The organism is Zhongshania aliphaticivorans, from assembly GCF_902705855.1.
Lineage (GTDB): Bacteria > Pseudomonadota > Gammaproteobacteria > Pseudomonadales > Spongiibacteraceae > Spongiibacter > Spongiibacter aliphaticivorans_B.
The window spans coordinates 390,779-413,468 of the sequence record NZ_CACSIJ010000011.1 but is presented as its reverse complement, the minus strand read 5'-3'; the positions used below and the strand labels follow the sequence as shown (position 1 = coordinate 413,468).

The window sequence follows — 22,690 nt, the reverse complement described above, 5'->3', positions numbered from 1 at the left end:
GCTGCTGCTACACACGCAGTTATTGCCCTGTAGGTTTGGGCACAGTTGACCCAGCACTGCGGGTGAATTCTAAAATTTGAAAGCCCGCGCTGTAACCCGCTATCCAGATATGACCTGTTTCCGGACGATAACGAATATAGGTCGCAACTGCGTCCCAACGATCAGCGGAGCTACCAAAACCTTCCGCAAGCAACACCGTGGGGACATCTGGGTTTGGCGCCGGATGCCAATAGGCAATCTCAAACGGGTTGGCCGGATCATGAATATCCCAGACCCGCAGACCACCGGTGTAATAACTCATGAATAAAGTTGTGGCGTTATTAACATCGTCAAATCCGACATAGTGGGCGGAGTAATTGGCAATATCGATTTCGGTCTGCGCGCAGTTTTCTAGTTTATTTACATCGAGAACAATATCAGACGCTAAGACCGGATTTGCCTCATCGGTAATATCAATGATACGGCTGTGCGCCCACGGACAAACACCTGCCGTCGGCCATTCATCACTTGAGTAAACGTAGGTGCGACCGCCATTTTTAAACCAGCGCGCAGTATGAGAACCGGCGGTTGGCGCTTCGCCATCCATCAAATTGCTCCACCCTAAAAAACCAATCAAGGGAGGCTGGGTACCAAAAAGAAAAGGCGATGGTGGCGTGCTGCGATCTTGGAAACCGCTAACATCCAATATCATCAAACCGTTCTGCCCCACCGCCGGACCATTGGGCAAGCCCAGCCCCAGCGACACAAAACCAAAATTGGCTTGGTATAAGCGAGTGCCCTCAGGATTTAAGCCGCAATCATGCGAGGCTGGCGAGTACAGCTGAATCAACTTAGGGTCTTCTAGGTCGGTCAAATCGATAACCGCATTGCTTTGCGCAGAACTGGTGGCGTAGGCCGTTAAACCATCGTCAGTAATGCACATGGCGTGACCCATGAATGCCAAGCCCTGATCGATACTACCAATGCCACCAGGCAGATCAGGAAGTGGAGGCAGTGTGATCCCGATACCTATATTCACCGACGCTTTTAATATCGGCTTGCGACAATCTATAGCTTCATAAACATCGAGCGCTGTGCCGCCGCCCCGCGTGGCAACAATAATATGCCGCGCTTGGTTTGCCTGTATGGATTCATGCGGGGCGATCATGGCGGGGCTTTGTAATATATCGATTAGCTCTGGGTTTTCTGGGTCTGACGCATCGATCACCGCCATACCGTTAAGGGCGCTGTATTGTGGGTCGATATAGGGAGAGGACGCAGGGCCAAAAATTTGCCCAGGTGAGGTGGTCGTTATATAAGCGCAATCATCAAGCCACGCCATAGAGAAATTTGCGCCACGGTCTAAGATCGTGTTCTCGCCCACTAGACGCAGGCCTTTTCGGTAGCCCTCGGCTGCATTACCATTCAACTGCTCTGCCAGTGGGATTTGACCTTGCAAGCCCGGCTCTAAGCGATCGTTGCTGGGCTCACCAACTCCACCGCTAGCTCCAGAGTTTGAGCCTGAACTACTGCTACCACCGCAACTAGACAGGCACAAAACACCTATCGCCAAAGCTATAAGCTTAGCGACACGCCGCATTTTTATTGGATTCATAGCTAGCCTCAGTTCGTACTCATTATTATTTTTTTAACGGTAGCAGTTAAACATCAACAATACGACTCATGCGATAGTCGTGCTTCACAAAATTAACACCCAGCGAACATTCGGTGCGGCGCACCCCTGCCAAACCCGTAATTTTGCTGTGTAAGAATCGCGCCAGCTCGGCATTGTCTTGCACTAGGGTGATGGCGAGAATATCGAAACGGCCCAGCATTTTGCCGACGAAGCCAATCTCTGGCACCTCGGCAAGTTTTTGGGCAACGTCGTCACACTGAGCGCTGCGCTCCACCTCAACCCAAATATAGGCAAGGGTCGGATTACGCAGGCGGGCGATGTTGGTCATTGCGGTGATACGTACCTGCCCTTCGCTTTCCATGCGCTTAATGCGGCTGCGCACGGTGCCTTCAGTAATACCGAGATCCGCTGCAATTTTGCGATTACTTATACGCGCATCTTTGGCGAGGCCATCTAATATTTTGCGGTCTTGCTCGTCTAACTGTTTTTTTGCCACTGCGGTATTCCTTATACGCCGTGCCCAAAAGGCACCCAGTTAGACTGATTTTTAAGCACATCTAGTGCGATGGACGGCTCTAATTTTCTCACCCCCGGCACACTGCCCAAGCGTGCGAGTAGCTCAGATAAATGTTCTTGGTCTCGGGCGACCGCCAAGGTTTCTATATCTAGCGTACCCACTACCTGACACACCGAGAAGACTTCGTCGAACTTAGCGAGATCGTCCGCCACCACATCTGCAGGTCGCCCCTCTACCTGAATACCCACCGCCAGCATCATGGTGTAACCAACCGCTTCATAATCGGTTACGGCAACTACCCGCAGGCTATCGCCCTCTTCCAAGCGGCGAACTCGTGCGCGAACCGTGGCTTCGGTTAGGCTCAACTCATTAGCCAAGGTTTTATAGGGCATACGACCGTCGCGGCGTAAATGCGCGACTATGCGATGATCGACCTCATCCATCTGTTGAGACGGCGCAGGGCGCAAATGCTCGCCGTCACTAAATTCTGTCATGTCTTACTCCGGCACTGTTTCGCGGTGCGCTGATCTTAGCCCGCATTACGTTTTTGCGTGGCGATGGTTTTAAGCTCGGTTTTTAATACTTTGCCAGAGGCGTTTAGCGGCAAAGCATCAACAAATTCCACATAAAAAGGCACTTTATACGATGCTAATTGAGTGGCACAAAAATCACGCACATCTGCGGCGCTAAGTTCACTGCCAGATTTGCTCACCACAAAGGCCATACCCACTTCACCCTGCGGCGCCTTAGCTACGCCAATGACGGCCACCTGCGCAACGCCGGCTAAGCCGTAGAGCGCCTTTTCAATTTCGGCGGGATACACATTTTCGCCGTTCATGATGTACATGTCTTTCAAGCGGTCGGTGATTTTAAGATAACCGAGCGCATCCATCACACCAATATCACCAGTTTTTAACCAGCCGTCTGCGCTTATGGCCTCGGCAGTCGCCTCTGGCATATCGAAATAACCCTGCATCACGTTATAGCCCCGCACCCACACTTCGCCTTCGGTGCCGCGCTCAACCTCTGCACCGCTTGCTGGGTCTGCGCATTTCACGTCTACGCCATCGATGGCGCGGCCAGAGGTAGAGGCGATGGTTTCGGCGTCATCGTCAGGACGACAAATCGTGACTACGCCAGTCGATTCAGTCAGGCCGTAGGCCGTCACCACAGTTTCAAAACCCAGCTCGCTGCGCATATCGCGCACCAGCTGAACCGGCACCGACGCCGCGCCCGTCACGCCTAAGCGCAAGCTCGAAAGATCATAATTACGGCGGCTGTCATCAGCTAATAGCATTTCGTATAAGGACGGTGCGCCGGGCAGCATGGTGACTTTATCGCGCTCAATCGCTTCCATCACCGAGGTTTTATCGAATTTCGCCATGGGCAAAATAGTTGCGCCGCAAATGATTGCCGCCAACCAGCCCGCCTTGTAACCAAAGGAATGAAAGAAGGGATTTATAATCAAATAATTGTCATCGCTGCGCAGCCCCACCGTGGCGCTCCAGCTCTGAAATACCCGAATGTTTTGTTCGTGACTACACAACACGCCCTTTGCTTTACCGGTGGTTCCAGAAGTAAACAACATGTCGGCGCTGTCGTGGGGGTTCACCGCTCTCTCGATGGCGATGAATTTAGCATCATCGACCTGCTCGCCATGACTAAGGAAACTCTCCCAGCTTCGCGCTTCATCGGCTACAGCTACGTTTGCCTGCGGCAGTAAAATACAGTGGCTTAAGGTGGATACGTCGGCGCTTAATGAGGGCGCGGTGTTTTCAAGTTCAGCCGTGGTCAGCAAAACCTTCACACCGGCTCGGCGTAAAATATCGGCGGCTTCATTGGCTTGTAAACGGGTATTTAAGGGCACCAATATCGCGCCTACCGATTGCAGCCCCGCTGCGGCCACTATCCACTCGGCCATATTGGGCGCCCAAATCGCCACGCGATCACCGTGGCTTACGCCCAGCGCATAAAAAGACCTTGCAGCTTGCCGGCGTAGCTCGTTTAGCTGGATATAGGAAATCTCTCGCCCCAACTCTCGAATAGCCGTCTTTTTAGCAAATTGCTGGGCGGCCCAGCCAAACAGGCGAGGCAAGGTGAGGGGCATATCGGGAAATGAGGAAGACGGTTCCAATAACATAGCGCAGGTGATCCTGTTGGGGCTTTTATCAACAGCGCTAAGTTTAGAAGCTCACAGACAACACAACAAGCGAAATGCGTATAATTTTATATTAATAATTACGCGTTACGAAAATTTACACCCTTAACTACCTACACTACGCTCCTGCAACAACATCGCCTGCTTGCGCTCTGCACCCCAGCGATACTGGCTAAACTCACCCGTGCCGCGAATGACTCGATGACAGGGGATCAAATACGCGATGTTATTACGGGCGATAGCCGAGGCCACAGCCCGCGTCGACGACGGCGAGCCCATAGATTCAGCGAGCTGTTGATAGGAGCAAACCTCACCCGAAGGGATGGTAAGCAAAGCCTCCCAGACTTTCATTTGAAACTCTGTGCCTTTTAGCAGCAGTGTGACCGACTCCCCCTCGGAACTAGGCCTTGCAGAAAACGCACTAGCGTAAAGGGACGCTGCCCGCTGATCATCCCGCATTAGCTCCGCTGCGGCCCACTCGGCCTGCAATTCCGCAAGCAAATTCGCCTCAGTTTCTTGCTCATCAAAAAACGCTATTTTGCATATGCCGCGGTGATTCGCAGCAATAAAACACAAACCATAAGGAGAGGGACAACTGCCGTAGTGAATTTGCAGACCTGCACCCATGCTGCGGTACTCGCCCGGTGTGACTCGCTCGGCCTTAATCATTAAATCATGTAAGCGACCGCTGCCACTCAGGCCGCAGGCAAGTGCACTGTCCATAACCGAGCTGCTGCGCAGTAAACGCTTGGCATTCTCTTTGGTAAGAAACTGCAGAAATTGCTTGGGAGACACGCCAGCCCATTCAGTAAAAATGCGCTGCAAATGGAATTCACTAACACCCACATGAGCGGCTAACTCAGCCAAGCTCGGCTGCGTAAGCTGCTTGTCGCTTAAATAGCGGATCGCACTGGCAACCCGCTGGTAATTGGCATGCTGCTCTTTTTCTGCGCTCATAGATGACCCAATGCATGTTCTTTTACTAAATTCTGCCGCTTAGCTAAATTCAATACCACCCGATTCTTGCTGCTTTGGCGGAGACAGAGTAAGTTTTAACGAGGCAACGAACTAAGCACCAGAAACCTGTCAAACTACTATAATCGAAATACCGTAAATTCTGCCTTAGCCAGCTTGCGCTAATGGAATGCAATTTAATACCTTGGAGAAGACAATGGGCCGTGCCGTAAAGTATCTCATCATCACCATTGTCAGTGTTGTTCTTATTGCTGTGCTCGCTGCGGCATCACTGGCATTCTGGATAGATCCAAATATCTTCAAAGACGACATTGAAAAACTCGCCGCCGAACAGGGCCTAACGCTTCAGCTAGAAGGTGACTTAGCGTGGCAGGTCTTCCCCAATATTCAAATTGTCATTAACGGCGCCAGCGTCGCCCCTGAGAACGAAGCCGAAATGATGCGCTTTGATAAGGCGCAGTTATCCGTTGCCCTCATGCCCTTATTGAAGAAGGACATTGTGGTGCAAGGCATTAGCCTAGCTGGCGTGAAAGCATCACTCATTGTTGACGAAAACGGCGTCGGCAACTGGACAAAAATCGGCAAGCAAGATGAAAGTAAGCCTGCCAGCGAGCCAGAAAAACCTGCGGATGCGGGCGAGAAAAAAGCAATGCAACTCGCCATCGCCAAGCTAGAACTAAGTGATACCGACATTAGCTACACCGACAAAAAAACCGGCCAGTATATTGAGCTGAAAGGCTTATCACTGGTCGGCGAAGATATTCAGCTCGATAACAAAGCCTTCCCGCTAACGTTTGACAGCGAGGTTACTTTTGAAGACAAAACCCAATCTGTGAATGGCAAGGTTCATCTCAGCAGCAATATCACAGTCAACAGCGAAATTAATCATTTCGTGATTGGCGACGGTCAGCTTGTACTGAGCATTGAACAGAAGAATGAGCTTGGCAGCGTTTCGGCGAAGGCAGAATTAGCGCTAGACGCTGAGGTTGATATAGCCGACGCTTTGGTCTGGACCGTACCCAAACTCAGTATTAACGACACTAGCCTGCGCTATGCAGCGAAAGACGGCACTATCATCGACATTACATCACTTAACGTTGATGGCGGCCTCACACCCGGCGGCGAAGCCAGTCCAATCAAAGTTAGCGGCGATGTGAAATACAGCACGGCAACTCAAAAGCCCCTCGACACAAATTTGAGCCTAGTTAGCACATTAAGTATCGATAAAAAATTAAACGTTATTAAGGCCAAGGACATTGCCTTAAAAACAAGCGTCGGCGACGAAACCATCTCGCTAACGGGTGATGCCAATGCGACCTTAAGCCCACTGGACTACCAAGCTAAACTAAATTTAGCCCCAACCAATCTGCGCAAAATTGCCAACACCCTAGGTATTGAACTACCGGTCATGGCTGAGCCAACGGCGCTCAGCAAGGTCGGCACCGCAATTTCCGTAAAAGGTAGCGACAAGCGTATTGTGATTTCTGAGCTGCGCACCACCTTAGATGACAGCACTATTACGGGTAATGCCAGCGTCGATCTTGATAAAAACCAAGCCATCAAGCTCGCGGTGAATATTGATAAAATCAATGTCGATCACTACCTGCCACCAACGCCACCCAAAGACAGTAAAGCAGCAGAAAAAGAGCAGGCAGAAACCCCAGCAGCTCAGTCGACCAATGCCGATGCGGAAATTCCGCTACCGAGGGACATGCTTAATAAATTAGATGTTGACGCTAAACTACAAATAGGGGAAATGACGGCGAATCAGCTGCCTTTCAAAAATATACTGCTGCAACTAAATGCAAAAAACGGTGTTAGCTCAGTAAGCCCACTTAGTGGCATGGTTTACGACAGCCCCTTCACCTTAGACGCCCAACTTGATAGCCGCCCAAGCGCTGCCAAAATGCTACTCAAAGGCAGCAGTAAACAACTACCACTGGGCAAAGTATTAAAAGACGCCGCCGCAATTGAAGAGTTATCCGGCATCAGCGATGTAAGCTTTAATTTAAGTACCAGCGGTACCAGTGTGGCCGGCTTGAAAAAGCACTTAGACGGCAATATCGACTTAACTGCGCAGCAGCTTCGCCTTAGCAATATGAATATTGAAAAGGCATTCTGTCAGCTCGTTGCGAGGTTTCAGCAAGAAACCTTCGATGCCACAAACTGGCCGCTATATAGCGACCTGAAGGACACCAGCACTAAAATTGTGATCAAGGACGGCATTGCCAAGATTGAAACTTTAAAATCTGGCGTGACCAAACTTGGACTTAGCGGCAATGGCAAAATTAATTTAAATGACGACACTTTTGACGTAGTGATTAACACGCGCCTAGCGCAAGCAGACCAAAATGAGATGGCCTGTAAAATCAATAACGACAAATTGCTAAACCGCGATATACCAATTCGCTGTAAGGCTGCCTTCGACAAAGTCGGTGCTACAAGCTGCCTGCCAGACTTTAGAGTGATAGAAGATATCGCTAAAGAAAAAGCCAAGGATAAAATTGATGAAAAAGCAAAAGAACTCATCGAGAAAAAAATGGGCGGTGAAAATGGCGAAGCCGCTAAGCAATTATTTAATCAATTCTTTAAGAAATAAAGCGTAACCATTCAGTCCTAGCGACGGTAAGCACTACTGCTTACCGTCGCTACCTTTCCTTATGTATTCACAACGCAAAATGTTACCGCCATCAGTAATTAGCTGAAAAACCTCTGCACATTTGTTACGCTAGCTTACTTATCAAGTAGCGCTGAACAAGCACTACTGCTGTTCGCAGGTAGCTTCTTATGGAAAATCCATCGATACAACGCGAATTCTGGCATGGCGAATTTGTCCGCGCGCTGGCGATTAGCAGCCATGGCAATACCGTTAATTTTGCTATGGAAGATCTTGCTCATGCATTTAAAATCAGCTTCTCTCATGACAGCCATAAAATAACTGCTATTGAAGCTGAGTGGGTGCGCCACCCCGTCAGCAGCTGCATTGGCGCCGAACAGCAATTACAAACCCTCGTCGGCTGCCCCTTGAGTAAAAACATTCTGGCCGCCGCCCAATACCAAAGCGCCAACATCCACTGCAGCCATATGTTTAATATGCTTAGTATTGCCATCGTACATGCGGCGCACGGGCGGGCCGACCGCCGCTATGACATTATTATTTCTGAATTAAACGACGACGCAGTCCATGCTCGCATTGATATTAACGGCAACACGGTGAGCGCACCGATCTTTAACGCTCAGAACGAGATCATCAGCCCCATAGAGTATCAGGGCGTGAGTTTGAGCAAGGGCTTTACGCGCTGGTCTATGGAAACCCTGCACGATGAGAAAATTGAATATGCTTATTTAATCCAGCGAACATTGCAGGTAGCGGTCGCCCAGCGTGTAGAGCAGCGCCACCATTTTAATGGCCCCGCAGCTTTAAGCGGTCNGCCACGTAACGCCTGTTTTGCCTCGCAAGGTGATAAATACGACACCGCTATTCGCTTAGATTCCTATCGCGATATCGCTGCCGATAAATCTAAAATACTGGATTTTATAGAAGTAAAATAATGTTAAGAGGTCTCAGCAGAACGTGACGAGCACAGTAGTTATGCTGAGGCCGGGTTAAAGCACCTGCTCCCAGGTTTTATATTCCATGCCTTGCGCACCGGCAACCGCAGCGCAAGTTAGCTCGCCATTCGCAACACTTATACCCGCAGCCAAACCTGCATTATTCAAACATTCTTGTTTTAAATTTTGACTTGCTAGTAAGTGCACATAAGGCAAAGTGGACTGGCTTAAGGCTTGGCTTGCCGTTCTGGCGACGGCACTCGGAATATTGGCAACACAGTAATGAACAATGCCATCCAGCAAAAATGTGGGCTCAAGATGTGTCGTCGGCTTTGTGGTCTCAAAACAGCCGCCTTGATCCACCGCCACGTCGACTAATACTGAGCCGGGCGCTAAGGCCGACAAGTCCTCTTTACACAATAATTTAGGCGCGGCAGCACCTGGCACCAAAGCCGCCCCCACCACCATATCGGTTTCACTCAACAAGGCCCGTAAGTCTAAGTTTTCTGCGTCGCGCACTGAGAAACGTGGGGACTTAAATTGTTCACGCAATAGTGCACGCCGTTGATCAAAGGGCTCAATCATCGTCACTTTAGCGCCCATACCCAGCGCAACATCCGCCGCATTACTACCGACAACACCGCCGCCAAATATCAATACGTGACCGGGCTCAAGTCCAGATACGCCGCCCAATAATACCCCTGAGCCGCCCTGCGCCTTCTCCAAACAATGCGCGCCCGCCTGCACACTTAAACGTCCTGCAATTTCACTCATGGGTTTTAATAGCGGAAGTCGGCCGTGTTGGTCAGTGATGGTTTCGTAGGCGACGCATAAGGCACCGCTGGCGATGAGTCCGTCGGTCAATATAGGATCTGGGGCGAGGTGCAGATAGCAGAACAAGCGATGCTGAGGGCGTAGTAAAGAAACCTCAATTGCCTGAGGTTCTTTTACTTTTACAATTAACTCGGCATCGCGATATAAGGCATTAGCCGACGCGGATATTTGAGCACCGGCAGCGAGATATTCATCATCGCTATAACCTGAGCCAAGGCCAGCCTCGCGCTCGATCAACACCTTGTGCCCCGCTGACACCAAATCCGCAACCGAAGAGGGAATCAAACCCACTCGATATTCCTGCGCTTTAATTTCTTTGGGAATGCCAATCTGCATACAAACTCCCCCGCAGGTTTTTAAACAGGTTTACGCGCTAAGCAAGAAGCTCCCACCGACCATCTTGCTGGCGAGCACGCAATTCCTTTTCTAATTTTAGTAGATGCGCCCAAAGTGACAACTTTGCAATCGGGTGAATAGAGGCATCAACATCCTGATAGGCCACTACGACCAATTCGTCGAGGTCGCCCTCTTTAATTTGCTGCAAGGCGGCATAAATTTTGTCCTCTCTAGACTGCCGGTGAGCAATTAAATGCTCCACCTCCTGCCTTGGCGTATCAATTAAGGTGCCATGGCCCGGCGCAAGGTATTGCAAAGGGTAATCGAGCAATAAACGCAGCGACGCCACGTAATCTGCCATGTCACCCGCCGGTGGAATAATGACCACCGTCGAACCTTGCATAATGTGATCGCCGGTAAATACCGTACCGGTGGCTTCATGTAAAAAGCAAAAGTGATTGCCGACATGCCCCGGCGTATAAATAGCCCTGAGCACACTGCCATCAACGTCAAAACACTCGTCATGGGCAACTGAGCCAGTAGGCGCAAAACTGGTGTCTTGATAGCCATCATCAACGATCTCTGCACCCATTACCGGCACGCTATAACGCGCCTGCAGGGCTGCGGCGCCTGGCGAATGATCTGGATGAGTGTGAGTAGTCACTATCCGCTCCAACTCGCCACCCAGCTGCGCAATACCCGCTTCTATAGCCGCAATGTGCTCCGGCATATCTGGGCCTGGGTCGAGCACAGTTATGCGCTTATTGCCTAGTAAATAGGTATTGGTACCAGGCCCAGTCATAACACTCGGATTCGGCGCCACAATACGATGCACACCAGGCAACAGCGTTTCTAATACTCCCGCTTCCAACATAGATACTCATCTCTTTTCAACAATCCCTGCAGAGTAAAAGCGCGCTCCCCCAGAAGCAAGCGACGGGATAAAACCCGTTTCTTGCGGTAGTTCACAAAAACGAGGACAAAATCGCACTATTACTCAAATATGGTATATTGTGACAACGAAACAACATTTATCCAAGGTTTAAGGATAAGCCTATACGCGGATATCGCGATGAAAATGCTTTTCCATCACATATTTCACGCTGAGCTGCCCGATATTAGCGAGCGCTATCGGAAAATTGTGAGCGCCTTTGTCGTCCTATTCGTCATTGGCTATAGCGTCGGCTTTTTACAACTGCTGCATTTGGGCGCCTACCTCGGCCCCGGTCTTGGCGACGTCGTCAGTTTTGAACCCTTAATTAATAGCCTCGCGGAGCTTAAACACAACAAGCCTGCAATGTGGTATGGCCTCATCTGCCTGCTCAGTTTCACCATTTTATTTAGATTCACCGCCATGCTGGGTGGCTATTTTCTGTTTGAGCGCGAAGAAGGCCAAGCTTACCCAATTAAATGGATTCTGGTTTTCTTTCTCGCAAACCTGCTAAGCACGCTGGCTATCCCGGTTATATTAATTGGCCTAGGCACACTCTTTGTGCTCGCGGGTTTAGATTTTGGTATCGGCTGGCACTGGGTTGAATACAATGCGCAGCTCGCCAATAAACTGGTTTTAGAGCACGTACCCACATTAGTCGACGCCCCCGCACCCTTGGCTGTTTTTGTCATTGCCGTTATCGGCGGCTTTTTCCATTACTGGTTTCATCGCCTAGGCCACACGCAACGCTTTTTGTGGCTGCTGTTTCATCGCCCCCACCACATGACACCAGCGCTAATACAGTCAACGACAATGGCCGTGTTCACCGCACTGCCTTTATTTATCTTCTTAATACTGCCTTATAACTTGGTGTTTGGCGCCTGCACCAAACTGTTTAGCAGTGAACCGCTGTACACCGAAGTTATTATTTATAACTGCCTGATTTTGATCCCTGAAATCTTCGGCCATCAAACCGCCTTGTACCGCATTGCCTCTCGCAGTCGCCTCATTAGATGGATGAGTTTTATATCTGGCGGCGGCGTTTACCACTATATGCACCACTCATCTGAACCCGAGCACTGCGGCCGCAGTGGCGCGGTCAACTTAGTAAACATAGGCGGCGGCCCGCTATTTATTTGGGATATTATTTTTGGCACCTACTGCCCCCTTAGCGCGAAAACACCACGGGCAGGGCTAAGTGGTCAGCCAGAGCTACACATGAATCCGCTGCGCCTCACCCTGGCGGGAGTCGCACAACTTAGTGATGAGCTATTACAGAACCCAAGCTGGCGGGAAAAGTGGCGTATATTAATCGGCTCATCGTCGTACTCGCCACCGGTCAGCACTGACTTTGCGGTAAAAACATCAGCAAGCAAATATAAACAAGCCACGTCTACCGCAATACGCTATAGCTATTCCTTTAGTGCTGGCACTGACGCAATCGCCAATGCCGGAGTAACTAAACCCGCCGACCTAAGCCAATAACACGCCTACACCCACCTACCACCAAAAGCAGTACAACCACGGCAATACGCTCACCCTCGCCAATCCTCGACATCGAACAAATCCCGCCCCGCGAGCACAATCCTGCTCGGTATAGTTTATTAACCGTCAAGCGTGAACAATAAACTCAGGCCCGCAAAAATGAGTACGACTCACAAAACATCTAAAAACCAGCCGTACACATAGAAAAACACCACCCTAAAAACAATCGCCAACAATAACAAACAATAAATAAATCATTTAAAATCAGTTAATTATGCATTTTAAATCTAATGGGAAGTGATAACGCGCCTCCGCGCTTGACAAGCTGAGTCTAACTCACATAATATATTACAAAGCCGAGGGATAATCACACCTCAAGACGTTGCGACACTAGAACCATCGCGCCGATCAAGACCAAGACCTACGCAGCAAAATAGAAGCCACGACAATCTACCGGCTGGCGTCGCTGCACCAAAAGAAGGGCAATCTATTTATGGGCCACGACACTAAAAATGCACTTCAGATACTGAAGAGCGTCGCCAACAACCCCCAAAGCTATATCGCAAACTGGAAGGAAAAAAACAGCCTGCCAGTCATTGGCATCTTCCCCATGAACTTTCCTGTAGAAATTATTGCGGCTACGGGCGCCCTACCCGTCATTATTCAAGACAGCAAAGAGCCTATCTCTGAAGGTAATAGCCTGCTCGCAGAATTTTACTGTGGCTATACCCGCAGCATTGCCGACCAAGCGGCTAAAGGCATGCTCGATATTTTTGACGCCTTTATGAACGCCGACCACTGCATTCAGCTGCTAGGGTCAGTAGATGTGGTGCGCGAGCTGTTACCCGACAAGCCGGTTTACTTTGAGCACCTAATTGCCGCCATGGACGACTCTTGGACCAAAACCCAAGTACAGGAAAAGATAGAGGCTTTTATCATTGAAGCCGAGCGAGTTACGGGGCAACCCATTAGCGACGAAGCCTTACTCGCCTGCATTCAGTCCAACAACAAGAATCGCCAACTATTAAGAAACATCTTTGCTGCACGCCGTAATGGCGACGCTCAATTCTCGCCGGCAGAGCTGCAGGCCATGATTGTGTCGAGCATGATTATGGACAAGAACGAGCACTCGGCTTTACTAGAATCTGTCTTAGCGGATGCCGTGGCAAAACCCAGAGACCAGCGCATTCGCCTCCATCTCTCTGGCCATTTCTGCCATGCCCCTAGAGTCGAATTATTTGAGCTACTGGAAGACTGCGGCGCCGTTATTGTTGACGACGACCTGTATACCGGCGCCCGTTATATCTCTACCGACACCAAAGAATCAATGCCGCCAAGAATGGCGCTGGCAGACTGGTATTTTGCCAGAAACGAAACAATTCCCTGCCCAACCCGCGTACAGAAGACCGTCGACTGGGATAGCTACCTACTCAACGCGCTAGACAATAGCGGCGCCGAAGGCGTGATTGTAGTGATGGCCAAGTTCTGCGAAGCCCATATGTTTTATTACCCTGAGCTACGCAAAACCCTCAACACTCACAATATTCCCCACCTACTAATCGAAACAGAGCACGAGGGCATGCCGGTGGAAACCATCCGCACCCGAGTGGAAGCCATGATCGAGCGGATACGACGCAAGTCACCCACCCGCCAAATCACACAGGAGTCAGCGTAATGAGCAGCGCAACACCAAGCAGTGTAAACCGCCTGAAAAGCAACGACGCAGGGCGCCACATGATCGCAGATTACTGGGATCGCATTTTTACCGCCAATGAACGAGACGCCCAACTGGTGTGGTATAACGGCGCCGCCCTCAACCCTATTTTCCAGGCCGCAGGTCTTGAATGGGCCCACGGCGAGGCCTTTGCCGCGCGGCTCTCTGCCCAAAAATTAGAGAAGTCTGCTCAGCTGGCCGCTCAAGAATACGGCTATGTAGGCGAGCTGTGCTCCTATGCTCGCACCCACCTAGGTACCGCGCTTTTAGCAAGGCAAGCTAAAGAAAAATATAGCAAAGGCATTGTTGACGACGCCGAGCGCGACGACCTAGCCAGCCGCTTACCCATGCCCAATTTTATTGTTAATTGCTATGCCGGATGCAGCACCGGCCAGCAGTGGGACGAGATCACCCACCGGATACTGGGCAAAGAAACACCTATTTTTAATGTGTCACTCCCCTTTTTGTGGAGCAACCGACCCGACGCGGGCTATTTAAAAGGCCAAGAATGGGAAGAAGCATCCGATTACGTTGCCGCGCAACTCTATAAGTTAATCGACTTTATCGAAGTGCAAACCGGACGCCCCTTTGACTGGGACGCCCTGCGCCAAGGTATGAAGTACATCAAAGAAGCCTCAGAAATTCGCCGCGAGGCCATGGCCATGTGTGCCAACCTGCCTGCGCCCGCCACCTTCTGGGATTGGATAGCCAGCGTTGCCCACATCAACTTTTTACCGGCCGGACCGGAATTGGTGGAGTACTTCAGCAATATTCGCGACGAAATCTCCCATCGCGTCGCCAGCGGCGAAAGCGCGATTAAGGATGAAAAATACCGCCTCTACTTTGATGGCATTATGAACTGGAACAAGCTCGGCACCCTCGCCAGAGTATTTGCCGAGCGCAAAGTTGCCATCGTTGCCGGCCGCTACACCCACAATGCCTTCTGGCAGGAACCCCAATTAATCGACACCGATGACCCGATACGCGGCATGGCGCAACATTACTTGCTCTGCCCAACCAATCACGGCTTTCAAACTATTAAACACTTCACCAAGCACGACTGTGAACTGTATGGTCTAGACGGCATCGTATTTCATTCAACCCGCACCTGCCGTGCATTTACTGGGCCGCAACAAATGCTCGCCAAGGCCATGCAAAAAGAAATGGGCCTACCATCAATTTTCTTCGAGGGCGACGTTGCCGACGAATCATTCTATAAAGGTGAACTGCTGGAAAGCCGCTTAGAAGCCATGCTAGAGACCATTGACGTGCGCCGCTCTAGAGACTTTATAGCGTCATCCGCGTCCAACGCTTGACCTGCACGCCCCATAACAGGGGCAAGGAAACACATATGAGCACAGCGTATTTTATGGGTGTCGATCTCGGCTCAACTACCGCTAAGGCGGTCGTTCTAGACGATCAAGCCAAGGTACTGAGTGCCCACATTGTGCAAATGGGGGCAGTGAGTCGGCGCGGCATGGAGCAAGCGGTAGAAAGCGCACTTGCCAGCGCAGGCATCGCTCAAAAAGATATCAACTACACCATCGGCACCGGTTATGGCCGCCGCCTGGTACCCGAGGTCGGACGCACGTTTACCGAAATTACCTGCCATGCCCGAGGCGTGGCCGCACTGTTTCCTGAAGCCAACTTGGTTATTGATATTGGCGGGCAAGACAGCAAAGTGATTGCCTTAGACGAACAGGGGCTAGTAGATAACTTTGCCATGAATGATCGCTGCGCCAGCGGTACCGGCCGCTTTTATGAAGTGCTCGCCCGCGCGCTAGAATGCGACATTAGCGAAGTTGGCGCACTGGCAATGAAGGGGACTAAAGATTTAGAAGTGAGCACCATGTGCGCCACGTTTGCCGAAACCGAAATTATTTCACTGCTAGCCGAAGGGGCTGACCCAGCCGATGTTGCCGCCTCGGTACACCGCGCCATCGCTCACCGCGCCCTAGGCTTAGTGGCCATGGTGGGCAAGCGCGATGGCATTATCATGACCGGCGGCGTTGCCAAAAATCCCGCCGCGGTGCATTTTTTGGAAGCGGCATTAAAGCAAAAAATGCAGGTCCCCGATGACCCGCAAATTATGGGCGCCTATGGCGCGGCGCTGCTGGCCTTAGAAATCTCAAGCGGTCGGCAAATCACGCAATACGATCCAGAAAAAGTACAAGCATTAGAAAGCAAAGTTGAAGCGACGTTTAACCCTAAAAATCGTAGTATTCCCGACTGTATCAGCTGCCAGAAATAATTGGACTGCAACAAAAAGGCGGCCCTATTCCTGCAGTTTTTTAACAGCTACATCTATTTCCTTTATGCCCTTCTCAATAGCCGCAAGCGACCGCTTGAAAACCTCAGCATTCATAGGTGGCTCCACAGCCAAACCTCTAAATACAATATCGGAAATAAGCTTGGCCGAGGTATCCAAAGAAAAATCACCATCACCCAAGAGATAAGACCACACCTCGTGCTCAATAGTACCGAAAATCATATTTCGCACCATCGTCGCAGGAACATCGCTGCGGAAGATTCCCTGCGCAATCGCGTCCTGAACCACCTCGGTGGTGTAAAGCGTAAAACGTTTATTCAGAGAGTAAATTCTAGATGACTTAAAGCCCGGCTCACGGCGAACAACAATTAAGACGAACTTAGATAACGCTGGCTCAGAATGAATAACCCAAAGACTATGTCGTACCACCTGAAAAAGGCGATCATAAATACTTTCATTCTTTTTAGGCACTGGAGCACTAGCCAACAACTCCTCCACCCAGAACTCGGCAACCCGCTCTAATAAATCCTGCTTACTAGCAAAATAACGATAAATTGTGGCTTCCGATACACCGCAATCTTGAGCAACCTCTACTGGCGAGAAATTCTCGTGACCAACCTGCCTGAGATGCCGTTTCGCCTTTAGCAAAATACTGGCAATCCGCTCCTCTCCCGACATACGGGTATTACCGCTCACTCTTTTTTCTGCCACCGTCTGCTCCTCGCTAAGAATGCGTAAATTCTATCACACACGACCCAAAACCTAGGGGGCAAGCACGTAATTCTTCGATATAAATAACAAAAAATTGAGACCTAACCGCCCAGGTTGCTTATGACACCACTAAAGAGCTCTCACCCATACCCTGACATTTTTGCGATAAATAGGTGGCTAAGAAATGCAGGATTACCATGCCCCCTGCGAACCACCTAAATCAAACTCCGTACAATAAAAAAGCCCGACAATTTAAATTGCCGGGCAATAACTGGATAAATGTGGGGGATTTAACCAGCATTAAACAGGGCCGAAATTAATTAAACGCTCAAATCAACAAGTACATACCGTAAAACCACTCCCTTCAGCGCCCTCAAATCAAAGCGCAACTTGACGAGCTAACAAGACGTTGCTCGGCCAGCCAAGTTCGAAACACCTAAATCTTCGACGCAGATTTCTTGTCAATATCATGCAAACTCAAAAGCCCTTTTGATACCGCATCTCGCAGCGCAAATTTTTGCACTTTACCCGATGGTGTCAACGGAAACTCATCTACAAAAGTCCATTTAATAGGGGATTTATGCGGCGACAAATGAACTCGGCAATGAGCGAATAGCTCTTCAAAACTTACCTCTTCTGCGTCTTTCTCAAGAATCAGAAGCGCTGCAATCACCTCACCCCAATATGGGTCGGGAATGCCGATCACGCTCGCCTGATTAATAGCCGGGTGATTAAACAAAACCTCTTCGATCTCCCTCGGGTAAATATTCATACCCCCGCGAATAATCATATCCTTGAGACGACCAGTGATTTTTATATAGCCACGCGCATCCATCACGCCAGCGTCACCGGTAAATAACCAACCATCTTCACGAATTGTCTTTTTGGTAGATTCTTCCGAATTGTAATAGCCAGTCATGTTTTGATAACCACGAACACAGATTTCACCGGCTGCGCCAATTTCCTGTATATCGCCCGTTTCAGGGTCGATGATACAAACCTCCGCATGAGGCAAGGGTAATCCAAGCGTACTGCTCTGATCTTCTGCGCTGTCTTCTATTCGCGTCTGGCTGACAACACCATTCACTTCAGTTTGACCAAATAAAATCACTAAATTACAAGCAAAAGCCTCTTTGGTGCGGTACACCAGCTCCTTGGGAACATCGGCCGCACCCGTAAGAATAGTTGTTACCGAAGACAGGTTACGCGTTGAAAACGAGGGGCTCTCCATCATTGCCAGTATCATTGTAGGAACTAGCAGAGAGACATTACCCTTCTCAGTTTCAAACAAGTCCAGTATCAATTCCGGCTCAAAACCCGGCACAATAACGTAGGTACCACGCCTGGCTAATGTTCCCAAAGAGGTCACCACTGTTCCTGCAATATGGAACATGGGCATCGCATTCACCCAAACCCCGCCAACGGGAAAACCGGCTCTCTGGGCGACAAAGCGCGAGGTATTTACTGCACCAAAATGATGTAAACACGCACCTTTAGGAATACCCGTTGTGCCAGAAGTAAACTGAATTTGTAAAATCGACTTGGGCTCGATTTTCGGTAGCGGTAATGATGAGTCCGCGCGCTCGGAAAATTGATTCAGCTCTTCGATAGAAAAAACCTTACAGCCTAATTTTTCTCCGAGCTTACCAAGCATTGCCGCCAAACTTTTGCCACGATAATCTGGCTTATAAAACGCAGCCTTAGCATCACACTGCGTTAATATGGTTTCCAGCTCCTGTTCGCCGTAGGCGGGATTAACAGGAACTAAAACAATTCCTGCCAAACTCATGGCATGCTGTAACAACACCCATTCGGCGCAATTTGGGGACACAATTGCAACCTTGTCACCAGATTCAAATTCTGACAACAANGCACGCGCAAGTGTTTCTGCTGTTTGCAAAAGCTCTTGGTACGTCCACCTCCGACGCTGATGGACGTTCTCGACACCATCCACCAAGGCAATGCGCTTAGGACATTCCGCCGCAACTTTTCGTAATAAATCTCCCGCAGACATCTCCCACAAATCTTCAGAGACGTCTTCTTGCCAATATGATTGGGTTAACGGAAACGATTGCGCCATGTGAACCACCTTTTAAGCATTGATAACTTTTTTATTTAAAAATATTTTAAAATTCGTAGCGCACTTCTACGCCATAAACTCGACCTTCATTAAATGATGTAAAGCTTGGCGTTGGTTTAGGGCCCGCACCATCGCCACCAAAACTTTCTATATCAGGAAGCAATGAATCATTAGTGTTATTCACTTCGTTTAGCAGGTTCCTAGCAAAAATCGCATAGCGAAAATTACTGTCATCTGGAAGAATCGCCACGTTCAGGTCAAGCATGTCTACGGGATTGTAATAGCCTAAATTGTTTTCAAGGTGATAAGCCTTATCCCTATGACTGAATGACAATCTCGTTGAAACCATGCCGAAATCTTGGACCGGTTGATCAACAATAACATGCGCACCGTAAGTCAACTTAGACGCCCGAGGAAGATGTAAATTTTTATCCTTAGAATTTATCTCACCATCGCCATCAATATCGTAGCGCAGTGATTTGTATTGATCATCTAAGTATCCGACAAAGCCACCCAACAGAATATGATCAGTAATTGAAATCTGACCATCCAACTCAAATCCTTGAATTTCTACTTCACCAACATTTTGAATAAGCTGCGCAATACCGACGCCCTCAATTGGCACTTGCACTTCGCGCTGAATATCCTTAATCGTATTATGGAAGACTGCAGCATTCAGCTGTGCACGACCATCTAAGAATTTAGACTTCATACCAATCTCGAAAGAATCCTGCTCTTCCGAATCAAATGGGCCCGGAGGCGCGCCAGGTACAGTGGAACGGAAATTATAGCCACCGCTGCGGAAACCTCGCGAGAAAGCACCGTAAAGATTGACATCGTCACTGACAAAATACTGAAAGCCAATGCGAGGAGATAAATCATACCAAGACTCCTCATCATCAAAATCGGCTATAAAGTCACGACTTGCGTAGCTCCCACCACCTTCCCGAATCGTACCAATACTGGCATCTTTCTTCTCTTCGGTATAACGCAGTCCAATATTTAACGTCAATTTTTCGTTAATATGCCAATCTACCGAATTAAAAACACCCAACACGTCAGTATCACCTTCGCCACCACCGCCGCGAATGATGCTTCCACCACCTAAGATTCGCTCCTCAACATACATCAATGACTGAGTGAAGAAGTAAAGCCCACTAGTCACATCTACATCGCCAAAAGTAGCGGCGAAACGCAACTCGTTACTAAACTGCTCTTGCTCAGTAATCTGGTAAAAATGGAAAGATGTCATCGGAGTGCTATCGATATCGCCTAAAGCATCATTAGTTAGCTCACGCCAAGCAAGAATATTAGTGATCGTACCAATACCAATATCCCAATTAAGCTCGGTGGTAAGACTATCGACCTCAAGCTTACTAAAGCCTGATTCGTTTATGGCAAAGTCAAAACTGTCGCGATCATATAACGCACGGCTTTGGCCAATCGAGCCATCACTAGCGGCATCTGTATGCTCATAGCGAATTATTAGCTCTGCATCTTCGCTGATATCCCAAGCCAACACCGGACGGACGGTAAACTGATGCGCCGCACCATGATCTGAGCCATCAAAGTCATTAGTAAACCAGCCATCATCGTCAGTATAGTAGATGGCCAACTTAGCCCTCACCCCACTATCTCCCAGCGGCCCTGACACAGTGAAATCGGAAGTGGTTTGCAAGCCAGTCTCAAGCGTTACTCTGGCATCAATACTAAACTCGTCGCTGGGATTTTTAGTACGCACGAGGACAGCACCACCAGTAACGTTACGACCAAATAGGACACCCTGTGGGCCACGCAACACCTCGACAGCCTCAAGATCAAAGTTATCGAGCAACACTCCAGCGTTAGTGCCGAGGTAGACACCATCAATAAATACCCCTACCGTTGGGTCAATAGACGGACTACCACTATTAACGCCCAAGCCGCGAATAGCAAAGTTCTGGAAGCCAACTGTCGCACCATTGGTATCAAGCGCTACGTTTGGGATATTAAAGCCAATAGAACTAATGTTTTTGAAGTTCAGCGCCTCAAGTTGACTCTCGCCAAAGGCTTTTAGCGTCAACGGCACATCCTGAACATCTTCCACGCCTCGTTTCCGCGCGGTAACAACGACCTCCTCCATCATCGCACTCGCTGCACCAGCAGCGGCGTAGGCCTTACCACCAGTAAGAAGCAATGTACACGAAGCTAGCACTGCACAGTAATAAGAACGTTTTGAGACGCCTAGCGTCGACATTGAAATACTCTTCATCTTTTCACCTTTATTTTTTTAATATATAGATATAAATGGTTCAATTTTTCATTTCGTACTGCGCGATTATCTCAGCCAGCTGAAATTCCCCCATTAACACTTATCGTCTGACCCGTAACCCGTTTAGCGCCAGGACCTGACAAAAACACAATCATTGAAGCCAAATCTTCTGGGTCTGCCACACCTAAGTGAGCTAGCTTGGCTGCGTTAGAGAACAATTTTGCACTGAAAGGATCATCCATCACCCGATCGTAAACATTGGTGCCATCTATCAATGAAGGGGTAATGGAATTCACTCGGATACCATCACGCTTTGCTTCGATGGCCAATGTTCGGCTGAACAACGTAATCGCGGCCATCGCCGCGCCAAGTATTGTTTCGCCCGGAGTCGGGACCTTCGCCGCATCCGACGCAACATTAGTGATTACGCCGAACTTTTGTTCGCGCATATACGGCAGCACTGCACGGCTCATTAGCAACGGGGCAAGCGCCTGCTGATTAAGAATATTGGGGATCTCACTGATATCGGTATTGAACAATAACTTCGGGACGTAAGCTGCCGAGGTTGTGCTGACTAAAATATCCAGCCCACCCATGGCCTTATGGGCCTCCGCTGCAACTCGCTCAGCTTCAAGAGGTTGATTTGCGTCTGCAGATATAAATAGCACCGATACCTCGCTATTCACTGCACGAAGCGTAGCAATAGCGGAGTTACCCCGATCGACATTGCGACCAACCAAAACAATACGATTGGCACCGGCCTCAACAAATTGCAACGCCGTTGCCAAACCCACCCCAGACGTACCACCAACAATTACAACGGCGCACTCATTAATTTCTTTCTGGAAAGCCTGTTTCGTCATCAAATAACCCCCTACCTAATCCCAACAGCGCCGCAGCAGGCGCCTAGTAATTTTCTCGCAAAAGCTGAGTTAAACTCACAATATCAACAAAATAACGACTACGCAATCATATTAAGTGAGTTTCTCTCAACTTCTCATAACGTATAAACAGATGACGAAATACAGATAGTAACCAATAAATAGATATAAAACATATACTTATATTGTAAATATCAGCAAGCTAATTAAAATTCAATGAGAAATTAATTTATATGCCAAAGAGGAGTTAAACTCAGCTATGTATTGAAATCCCATTTCTCCCGCGTCATTAATCCGCCAAAATGCTATGCCACACCGCAAACAACAAGCAGCGCCAAATAAACGCCAACACTAATATCGAGACTACATAAGCCCCTTTCC

General features: G+C 49.2%; 16 protein-coding genes. 5 read left to right on the top strand and 11 right to left on the bottom strand.

The window, feature by feature from the left end; translation table 11 throughout:
- Positions 1–19: 19 nt before the first annotated feature.
- From GVJ32_RS06345 to GVJ32_RS06325, 5 genes are all read right to left on the bottom strand, one after another.
- Complete coding sequence (locus GVJ32_RS06345) at positions 20–1,594, bottom strand: LVIVD repeat-containing protein (RefSeq protein ID WP_159239197.1); 1,575 nt, start codon at positions 1,592–1,594, stop codon at positions 20–22.
- A gap of 46 nt (positions 1,595–1,640) precedes the next feature.
- Entirely contained in the window at positions 1,641–2,111 is a 471-nt protein-coding gene (locus tag GVJ32_RS06340) for an Lrp/AsnC family transcriptional regulator (RefSeq protein WP_159239196.1), read from the bottom strand.
- Between the two features lie 11 nt (positions 2,112–2,122).
- Complete coding sequence (locus GVJ32_RS06335) at positions 2,123–2,626, bottom strand: Lrp/AsnC family transcriptional regulator (RefSeq protein ID WP_159239195.1); 504 nt, start codon at positions 2,624–2,626, stop codon at positions 2,123–2,125.
- A 35-nt stretch (positions 2,627–2,661) separates the two neighbouring features.
- Entirely contained in the window at positions 2,662–4,272 is a 1,611-nt protein-coding gene (locus GVJ32_RS06330) for a FadD3 family acyl-CoA ligase (RefSeq protein ID WP_159239194.1), read from the bottom strand.
- Positions 4,273–4,395: 123 nt separating this feature from the next.
- A complete protein-coding gene (locus GVJ32_RS06325; protein WP_159239193.1) occupies positions 4,396–5,247 on the bottom strand; it encodes a bifunctional transcriptional activator/DNA repair enzyme AdaA in 852 nt (283 codons plus the stop codon).
- 214 nt (positions 5,248–5,461) lie between these two features.
- On the opposite strand from GVJ32_RS06325, the gene GVJ32_RS06320 reads away from it, so the two are divergent.
- Positions 5,462–7,864, top strand: a complete 2,403-nt coding sequence (locus GVJ32_RS06320) for an AsmA family protein (protein WP_159239192.1) — start codon at positions 5,462–5,464, stop codon at positions 7,862–7,864.
- Positions 7,865–8,871: 1,007 nt separating this feature from the next.
- On the opposite strand, the gene ald is transcribed toward GVJ32_RS06320, so the two are convergent.
- Together ald and GVJ32_RS06305 are read right to left on the bottom strand one after the other, a co-directional pair.
- A complete protein-coding gene (gene ald / locus GVJ32_RS06310) occupies positions 8,872–9,987 on the bottom strand; it encodes an alanine dehydrogenase (RefSeq protein ID WP_159239190.1) in 1,116 nt (371 codons plus the stop codon).
- Between the two features lie 37 nt (positions 9,988–10,024).
- Positions 10,025–10,861, bottom strand: coding sequence for an MBL fold metallo-hydrolase (locus GVJ32_RS06305; protein ID WP_200841350.1), 837 nt, complete (start codon positions 10,859–10,861; stop codon positions 10,025–10,027).
- Between the two features lie 198 nt (positions 10,862–11,059).
- On the opposite strand from GVJ32_RS06305, the gene GVJ32_RS06300 reads away from it, so the two are divergent.
- From GVJ32_RS06300 to GVJ32_RS06285, 4 genes are all read left to right on the top strand, one after another.
- Complete coding sequence (locus GVJ32_RS06300) at positions 11,060–12,403, top strand: sterol desaturase family protein (RefSeq protein ID WP_159239189.1); 1,344 nt, start codon at positions 11,060–11,062, stop codon at positions 12,401–12,403.
- A 493-nt stretch (positions 12,404–12,896) separates the two neighbouring features.
- Positions 12,897–14,078, top strand: a complete 1,182-nt coding sequence (locus GVJ32_RS06295) for a 2-hydroxyacyl-CoA dehydratase subunit D (RefSeq protein WP_159239188.1) — start codon at positions 12,897–12,899, stop codon at positions 14,076–14,078.
- Positions 14,078–15,433, top strand: a complete 1,356-nt coding sequence (locus GVJ32_RS06290) for a 2-hydroxyacyl-CoA dehydratase subunit D (protein WP_159239187.1) — start codon at positions 14,078–14,080, stop codon at positions 15,431–15,433. The genes GVJ32_RS06295 and GVJ32_RS06290 overlap by 1 nt, the downstream gene beginning before the upstream one ends.
- Before the next feature lie 35 nt (positions 15,434–15,468).
- Entirely contained in the window at positions 15,469–16,368 is a 900-nt protein-coding gene (locus GVJ32_RS06285; protein WP_159239186.1) for an acyl-CoA dehydratase activase, read from the top strand.
- A 24-nt stretch (positions 16,369–16,392) separates the two neighbouring features.
- Here GVJ32_RS06285 and GVJ32_RS06280 read toward each other — a convergent pair whose 3' ends face one another.
- The 4 genes from GVJ32_RS06280 to GVJ32_RS06265 form a co-directional block, all read right to left on the bottom strand.
- Positions 16,393–17,097 (bottom strand): TetR/AcrR family transcriptional regulator, encoded by a 705-nt coding sequence (locus tag GVJ32_RS06280; RefSeq protein WP_159239185.1) that lies wholly within the window; start codon positions 17,095–17,097, stop codon positions 16,393–16,395.
- 436 nt (positions 17,098–17,533) lie between these two features.
- Positions 17,534–19,111 (bottom strand): class I adenylate-forming enzyme family protein, encoded by a 1,578-nt coding sequence (locus GVJ32_RS06275; protein ID WP_435808069.1) that lies wholly within the window; start codon positions 19,109–19,111, stop codon positions 17,534–17,536.
- 112 nt (positions 19,112–19,223) lie between these two features.
- Positions 19,224–21,428, bottom strand: coding sequence for a TonB-dependent receptor (locus GVJ32_RS06270; RefSeq protein WP_159239183.1), 2,205 nt, complete (start codon positions 21,426–21,428; stop codon positions 19,224–19,226).
- Between the two features lie 71 nt (positions 21,429–21,499).
- A complete protein-coding gene (locus GVJ32_RS06265) occupies positions 21,500–22,291 on the bottom strand; it encodes an SDR family NAD(P)-dependent oxidoreductase (RefSeq protein WP_159239182.1) in 792 nt (263 codons plus the stop codon).
- Positions 22,292–22,690 lie beyond the last annotated feature (399 nt).